General features: G+C 45.2%; 5 protein-coding genes and 1 pseudogene. 4 read left to right on the top strand and 2 right to left on the bottom strand.

All coding sequences use genetic code 11. From position 1 onward, the window contains the following. The first annotated feature begins 260 nt into the window (after window positions 1–260). Together IM479_RS09150 and IM479_RS09145 are read left to right on the top strand one after the other, a co-directional pair. Window positions 261–3,230: a peptidase domain-containing ABC transporter gene (locus tag IM479_RS09150; RefSeq protein WP_287686357.1), complete on the top strand. Its 2,970-nt coding sequence runs from the start codon at window positions 261–263 to the stop codon at window positions 3,228–3,230. A gap of 82 nt (window positions 3,231–3,312) precedes the next feature. After that, entirely contained in the window at window positions 3,313–5,082 is a 1,770-nt protein-coding gene (locus IM479_RS09145) for a beta-barrel domain-containing protein (protein ID WP_287686359.1), read from the top strand. Here the strand turns inward: IM479_RS09145 and hisA are convergent. After that, window positions 5,079–5,840: a 1-(5-phosphoribosyl)-5-[(5-phosphoribosylamino)methylideneamino]imidazole-4-carboxamide isomerase gene (gene hisA, locus IM479_RS09140; protein ID WP_286825671.1), complete on the bottom strand. Its 762-nt coding sequence runs from the start codon at window positions 5,838–5,840 to the stop codon at window positions 5,079–5,081. The genes IM479_RS09145 and hisA overlap by 4 nt on opposite strands. 497 nt (window positions 5,841–6,337) lie before the next feature. Between hisA and pedR the strand changes: the two genes are divergently transcribed. Next, window positions 6,338–6,619, top strand: a complete 282-nt coding sequence (pedR, locus tag IM479_RS09135; RefSeq protein ID WP_108937575.1) for a photosynthetic electron transport-dependent transcriptional regulator PedR — start codon at window positions 6,338–6,340, stop codon at window positions 6,617–6,619. Next, window positions 6,603–7,154: a TolB family protein gene (locus tag IM479_RS09130; RefSeq protein ID WP_287686360.1), complete on the top strand. Its 552-nt coding sequence runs from the start codon at window positions 6,603–6,605 to the stop codon at window positions 7,152–7,154. The genes pedR and IM479_RS09130 overlap by 17 nt, the downstream gene beginning before the upstream one ends. Before the next feature lie 36 nt (window positions 7,155–7,190). Here the strand turns inward: IM479_RS09130 and IM479_RS09125 are convergent. Then, window positions 7,191–7,491 (bottom strand): annotated as a pseudogene (locus IM479_RS09125) (IS4 family transposase); the annotation flags it as partial.

The following is a 7,491-nucleotide window of genomic DNA, read 5'->3' as shown; positions in this document are numbered from 1 at the left end:
CCTAATTAGGGTTTGCTGGATAAATCTAAAAACATTGTTCGATAAGACTTTTAGACTTTTTGTCAATCAAAAAGTGCCAGCGATTGGAGTGATTGGGGGGAAAATTCCGGGACTTTTTCCCTGAAAATTAGGTAATTGACCACCTGAAAATCGGTAAAACCCTACACCCCACACCCCACACCCCACACCCTACCCCCACCAACAAACTTTTTGCCGCAAACCCTAATTATTTGCCAACTTAGTCAATTTTCGCCTAGCCAATGAGTTATACCACTTTAGATTTTACCGCCTTTCTGGAGACCGTACAGCCCTTCGATCGCCTGCCCGTCGAGGTTAGACGTTCTCTGGGCCAGAAATTACAACCCTTTCGCTATGAGATGGGCAATGCCATACTCAAGTGTGACCGCTTACCCTCTCACCTCGTCCTTCTCTACGAGGGAGAGGCCAGACTTTTGGGTTACGATGCTAGGGTTAACAATCCGCTGCCGGTCACTTTGGCTAAATTACAGCCGGGGGATTTATTCGGGTGGATGAGTCTTCTGCGCGCTACCCCCTGTGAAACGGTGATCGCTTCTTCGGAAGTCACGATCTGTTTAACCTTAAAACAAGAGGATTTTTGGTCTTTAATCAAAAATTACCCGGAATTTAAGCAATATTTCTTTAAAGAAACCTCGATCGCTGAAGTTTATGCTCTCCTAGGCTCCTATCTTAATCAACAGGCCTGGGGTGGGGGAGACCTGAAAGAAATTGCTCAGGCTCTTTTCAACAAAGCTTGTGTGTCCTACAACCAGATTAACGATGATTATCTCTGGTTAGTCAGCGAAAATACCGATAATTATCCTATCGGCACAGTTATCACCCAGAACAATCCGACTAACACGCGCTTATTAGGTCTTTCCTCCGACCAGTTAGATGAATTCTTGACAGTTGAAACCGAAGCGGCTGCGGAAACAGAAACGGATGATATCCTAGAAACCCAAGTGATCAAGGGAAATAAACCCACCCAGGTATTAGATATCCCCCAGGGAAAAATAAGCGACATCACCAGCGATATCGACCTTGAAAAAACTGTCGAGAAAAACCGCAAATCCTATGCTTTTTTCGGGGGAAAAACGGAACTAGAGGCGGTGAGTGCCTGTTTTCAGATGCTCTGCAAATATTTTAATATCCCCTTTCGCAAGGACGTGATCCAACGCATCCTAGGGGATCAACTGCAAAGAACCGGCAGCCTTTCCCTGCCCCTGTGTGGGGCTGTGGCCGAGGTAGTGGGACTCCATAGCCAATTAGTACCCCTAAATGCTTCTTCCTTGCCCAATATCAACCCTCCTGCCCTAATTCGCTGGCAAGACACCATCGTTATCCTCTACGAAATTAATCAACGGGAAACCACGATCGCTGTTCCCCAAAGGGGGATAATTAAACGCAAAACCAGCGAATTTCTGGAATCTTGGGGCGAAAAAGGGGAAGTGATTCTGCTCAAACCCACCAAACACACCCAGCAACAGCGTTTTGGCCTATCATGGTTTTGGCCTTCTGTCAAGAAACATAAACGAGTCTTAATAGAAGTTTTTATCGCTTCTTTCTTCGTGCAGTTATTTGCCCTGGCCAATCCCTTGATGATTCAGGTGATCATCGATAAAGTGATTGTGCAGAATAGCCCGGAAACCTTGAATACCCTCGGGGTTTTCCTGTTAGTAATTGCCGTTTTTGAGGGAATTTTAACCTTTTTGAGAACTTCCCTTTTTGTCGATACCACTAACCGCATCGACATGACCCTCGGTTCAGAAATTATCGATCACCTGCTGCGCTTACCCCTGAAATACTTTGAACGGCGGCCAGTGGGGGAAATTTCGACAAGAATCAACGAATTAGAGAATATTCGGCAATTTTTAACGGGCACAGCCCTAACAGTGGTATTAGATGCCATTTTCTCGGTTATCTACATTGTGGTTATGTTGATCTATAGCCCGATTCTAACTGTTTGGGCCCTGGGAGTCGTGCCGATTTTAGTTCTCTCCACAGCTATTTTCGCACCGATCGTGCGGCGACAACTGCGCGCAAAAGCGGAACGAAACGCCGAAACCCAATCCTATCTGGTGGAGGTGATGACGGGAATCCAAACAGTAAAAGCACAGAATATCGAATTGCGTTCCCGTTGGCAGTGGCAAGAACGTTATGCGCGCTATGTGGCCGAAGGTTTTCAAACGGTAATGACCTCAACTTTGGCCGGTTCCTTTAGTCACTTCTTTAACCAATTATCGGGTTTATTAGTGCTTTGGGTGGGAGCAGCCCTAGTTTTAGACGGAAAACTCACTCTTGGTCAATTAATCGCCTTCCGGATTATCTCTTCCTACGTTACCTCGCCGATTCTGCGTTTGACCCAACTCTGGCAAAACTTCCAAGAAACTGGCTTATCCCTGGAAAGATTAGCCGATATCGTTGATACTCCCCAAGAAGCGGAACTCGATCGCCAAAACATCCCCATGCCCTTAATTAAAGGCACTGTCACCTACGAAAACCTCGCTTTCCGCTTCAATCCCCACGGACCCCTGCAACTATACAACGTCAATTTAGAATTCCCCGCCGGTACTTTTGTCGCTTTGGTGGGAGAAAGTGGTGCTGGGAAAAGTACCATCACTAAACTATTAGCCCGTCTCTACGAACCAGAATCGGGACGGATTCTCATCGACGGCTATGATATCAACAAAGTGGAACTCTATTCCCTGCGTCGTCAAATCGGCATGGTTCCCCAAGAAACCCTATTATTTGACGGTACGGTACAGGAAAATATCGCCCTGACTAACCCCGATGCGACTGTGGAGGAAATTGTCTCGGCAGCGAAAACGGCGGCGGCCCACGAATTTATTATGACCCTGCCCAATGGCTATAATACCCGCGTCGGTGAACGGGGGGCATCCCTATCGGGGGGACAACGACAACGGGTTGCGATCGCTCGTTCCGTCCTGCAAAGACCGCAAATTCTCATTCTTGATGAGGCCACCAGCGCCCTCGACTATAACACCGAACGGCAAGTGTGTCTGAATCTCAAAGAAGTTTTCAAGGATCATACGGTCTTTTTTATTACCCATCGTTTAGCTTCGATCAAATCCTCCGATATTATTGTCATGATGGATAAAGGGACAGTAGCGGAGGAAGGCACCCACGAGGAATTAATGGCCAAAAAAGGCCTTTACTATACTCTCTATAAACAACAGGATTCGCAAATCTAGTCAGTCAGTCGTCAGTTATCAGTTATCAGTAAACGGTTATCGGTTCACTGATTACTGAAAAAATAAATATAGGAGAATCTCCATGAACGGTAATTCTAACAACGGTCAAAACGGCAACAGCAACCCTAAAAGCGATGAACTGACCCAAGCGGGTAAAAACGTGGCCACTACCACGAAAAATAAAAGTATTACCCCTTCTTTACCCACTTTCAGCCCACCAGAACAATCGGTGATCCTGAAACAATCGCCCATTTGGTCGCGGACGATTATCTGGACATTAATGAGTGTCACCACTGCTGCTTTAATTTGGTCAGCGCTCGCCAAAATCGAGCAGGTGGTCGGCGCTCAAGGACAACTTAAACCCCAGGGCAAAGTCCAAGAAGTACAAGCACCGGTGAATGGGGTAGTACAGGAAGTTAAAGTTAAAGACGGCGATCGAGTTAACAAAGGTGATGTACTGGTTTTAATGGATTCCAGTGCCTCGCAAGTGCAGTTAGAATCCTTGAGAAAAATTCGCGCCAGTGCTGAGAAGGAAAATCAATTCTATCGTCTGTTAATGGCGCAGGATCTGACACCGGCACAAGTGGAGAGTTCGATCGCTCAATTAAAATTACCGAGTGAAATCGCCGATTTAGCCCGTAATCGTGCCGCTTTAGTGGCGGAAAATCAACTTTATCAAGCACAGGTCAGTGAAGGTGCTTCTAGCTCTGCTTTACAAGGGGATCAATTAGCCCGTTTAGGGGCTGCCCGACGGGAGTCCAATTCTCGACAAGCGGCCGCTAGATTGGAAATGGAACAATTAGAAAAACAATTGGCCCAAACCAGGGTACAGTTGGCCGATGCCCGCTCGCAATTAATCAAAGATCGTCTCGTCCTTGAAGAAATTAAAACTCGTAATGCCAATTCGATGAAGCAGGGCCAAGAAAGCTTGGATATCGAGCGTAATATTCTTAAGGATATTGAACCCTTGGGGGATGAAGGAGCGATCGCCCGTTATCAGATTAATAAGCAAAAACAATCGGTAACCGATCGCCAGAATGAATTACAGCAGCAAGAGGCTAATGGCAAAATCGATCGAGAAAAACAAGAGAAAGAAGTACAAACCCGCATCGCCGAAATTTCCCGCCTGGAACAGGAAGAAAAGCGTTATTTCCTGTTGATCTCCCAAGCGCAAGAAAAGCTGATTAATACCACGGTAATCACGGAAAAAGATGTGCGCGATAAAATGGCGGACAATTACAAACGGATCGCTGAAATCGATAGTCAGATCAGTCGCATTATCATTGATAACAACAAGCGCATTGCTGAGTTAGATAGTCAAATTAGTCAAGCACAACAGACCATTAAATATCAAAAAATTACCGCCCCGATTGATGGTGTGGTCTTTGATCTCAAGGCGCGGCCTGGGTTTGTTCCCCAACCAAGTCAAGCGGAAGCATTATTAAAACTTGTTCCCGATGGCTGTCCCACCCAGGTCAAAGATGCCGCTAAAGGTTGTTTAGTGGCAGAGGTGGACGTGATTAACCAAGACATCGGTTTTGTGCGCGTGGGACAAAAAGCCGATATTCGCATTGATTCCTTTTCCTACAGTGAATACGGCGATATTAAGGGAGAAGTAATCTCGATCGGTTCCGATGCTTTACCTCCCGATGAGAATCACCGTTTTTATCGGTTTCCTGTCCGGGTACGCTTGAACAGTCAAGAGTTAGTTTTGAAAGATCAATCCACTCTACCGCTGCAATCGGGGATGTCCGTGAGCGTTAACATCAAAGTCAATGAAAATCGCACTGTTTTGGGACTATTTACCGATATGTTCAATAAACAGGTGGATACTCTCAAACAAGTCCGTTAAGCGAAAAAATTCGGGGGTAGATCCTGCCAACGGCCCGATCCGATCGCGCTAATCGCTTCCGAGAGGTTAACTGCACCGGTATAAAGGGCGCGGCCCACGATTACTCCCGTTACTCCTAAAGGTTCCAAAGACAATAAACTCAGTAGGTCCGTCAGGGAACTAATGCCCCCAGAGGCGATCACGGGAATCTCGACAGATTCGGCTAATTCTCGCAAAGCAGCGAGATTAGGGCCAGAAAGCGTGCCATCTCGATGAATATCAGTGTAGATAATCGTGCTGGCTCCTCTTTTTGCCATATCTTGACCAAGAGCGATCGCCTCTACCTCGGAAGTTTCTAACCAACCCCGGGTGGCTACTTTGCCATCGCGGGCATCAATACCGACAATTATTTGCCCCGGAAAGCTTTGACAAAGTTCGCTGACTAATTCTGGCTTTTCTACGGCTACTGTCCCTAAAATCGCCTTTTCTACCCCGATTTTTAGGAGATTACTCACCGTTTCTAGATCCCGCAGTCCACCCCCTACCTGTACGGGAATGGCAATATCATTAAGAATTGTTTCAATAGTTGACAAATTAACCGATTTACCCTCTTTGGCTCCATCCAAATCAACTAAATGTAATCTGGTTGCCCCCTGATTGACCCATTCTCGCGCCACTATTGCGGGATTATCGTTAAAAACCTGCGATTGTTGGTAATCTCCCTGATAAAGTCGCACACATTTGCCCTCGAGAATATCAATAGCGGGGATAACTTCCATGTTTTTCTCAATATCTAACTAAGGAGCGTTTTTTATTATATAGTACCAGCCGTCAGCCTTGAATCAGTGATCAGTGATCAGTGATCAGTTTTGAGTCTGACAGGGGAACAATCCCTCTCAAAGCATTGTCCATAAAGGTTTTGAGGCTCCTCAGTTACAAACAGATACATCGCTTTCAGCCAAAAAGCTAACGAGAGAATCAGGGATTTGGGCGAGCTTACTAGAAATTCTTATCAACAACGGGGGGTGAGCTGCATCGAACTTTTTCGCTCGAACACCCCAAAAAGCTTGTGCTGTAAGGAGTTCAGCCAGCTTGTCCCCCTGTCAGGTTTTGAGTATTAAGTGAGCAGTATGTATTAAGTGTGCATCATCAAATGGCAGTAACAGTGCTGTCTTTTCACTGATTACTGTTTACTGATCACTGATTACTGATTATCGATTCCTAGGGGAAAAATTCTTCTAGAATGATAAGTACATATACGAGAGGAATTATACTTATGTCTGCTGGGAAGTTTCAAACAGCCGCTTCATTATCCGATCGAGAGCTAGAAATACTCGATTTAGTGGCTAATGGTTTAACTAATCAAGAAATCTCGGAAAAGCTAGAGATTAGCAAGCGTACCGTTGATAATCATATTAGTAATATCTTGACAAAAACAAAAACCGATAATCGGGTGGAATTGGTGCGTTGGGCATTGCATTGGGGTAAAGTTTGTCTGGATGATATTAATTGTTGTATCCTTCCTTCCCCAGCGCCGACCGATGATCAGGTTTCCTAAACTTCTTGGACTTTTTCTTGCGGTTAATATCATCAGTCTGGGGGGATGTAGTGATGCAGGTTTTGTCACCCCTCCCCAACAGCTTTTAGGAAATACTTTAAATACCCCTTCCTCTGAAGATAATCCCCGTTTTAACTACGATGGTCGTTATCTGGTCTTTGCCTCCGATCGCCTGGGACAACGAACGATTTATTTATTCGATCGAGTGGCTAATCGTTTAGTTCCCCTGCCGGGGTTAAATCAAGCAAAAACCTATCAAGATCAACCGGATATTAGTGCCGATGGTCGCTATATTGTTTATGTATCGGAACAGTCCGGTAAACCCGATATATATATTTATGATCGACAAACTCTACAAGCAAAAAATATCACCGAAAATATTTTAGGAGAAGTGCGTCGTCCGACGATTAGTGGTAACGGTCGTTTTATTGCTTTTGAAAGTAATCGTTTCGGTCAATGGAATCTGGAAATATTCGATCGAGGTGGCGAAATTTCTTCTTCTTTACCCCCGATCAATTCTTCCCCGTCCCGATAGTATTGGGGGAGAAGGGCTGAGAGGGGGACAAGCGAGCTAGAAGGTAGATAGGGCAAGCGATATAGCTCTTTGCCCTTTGATGTAATCCTTCAACCGATAGCGGCTAATTTGCATTAGCTCTTCTATATTTTTTGGGAACATTTGATGTAGCCCGAGCCAATAATAGAGATGTTGACCCACATAAAAACTGCTGTGTCTGCGTTGACCTTTATATCTTTTTTCAGGTCTTGTGACATATTTTTGGATTCCCATATCCTTAATTTTTTTACCTTGCATTGTGGCACTTGTGTAAGCAATAGCTATAACAATTATCAGCTTTGATAGGTATTGCGGTGCT

Source organism: Microcystis sp. M165S2 (genome assembly GCF_020245885.1).
Lineage (GTDB): Bacteria > Cyanobacteriota > Cyanobacteriia > Cyanobacteriales > Microcystaceae > Microcystis.
This window is presented reverse-complemented; position numbering and strand designations above follow the sequence as displayed.

Coding starts and splice junctions, on each gene's coding strand:
- hisA (WP_286825671.1), bottom strand. CDS start 5,840: ATGGAAGTTATCCCCGCTATTGATATTCTCGAGGGCAAATGTGTGCGA.
- IM479_RS09130 (WP_287686360.1), top strand. CDS start 6,603: ATGATCAGGTTTCCTAAACTTCTTGGACTTTTTCTTGCGGTTAATATC.
- IM479_RS09145 (WP_287686359.1), top strand. CDS start 3,313: ATGAACGGTAATTCTAACAACGGTCAAAACGGCAACAGCAACCCTAAA.
- pedR (WP_108937575.1), top strand. CDS start 6,338: ATGTCTGCTGGGAAGTTTCAAACAGCCGCTTCATTATCCGATCGAGAG.
- IM479_RS09150 (WP_287686357.1), top strand. CDS start 261: ATGAGTTATACCACTTTAGATTTTACCGCCTTTCTGGAGACCGTACAG.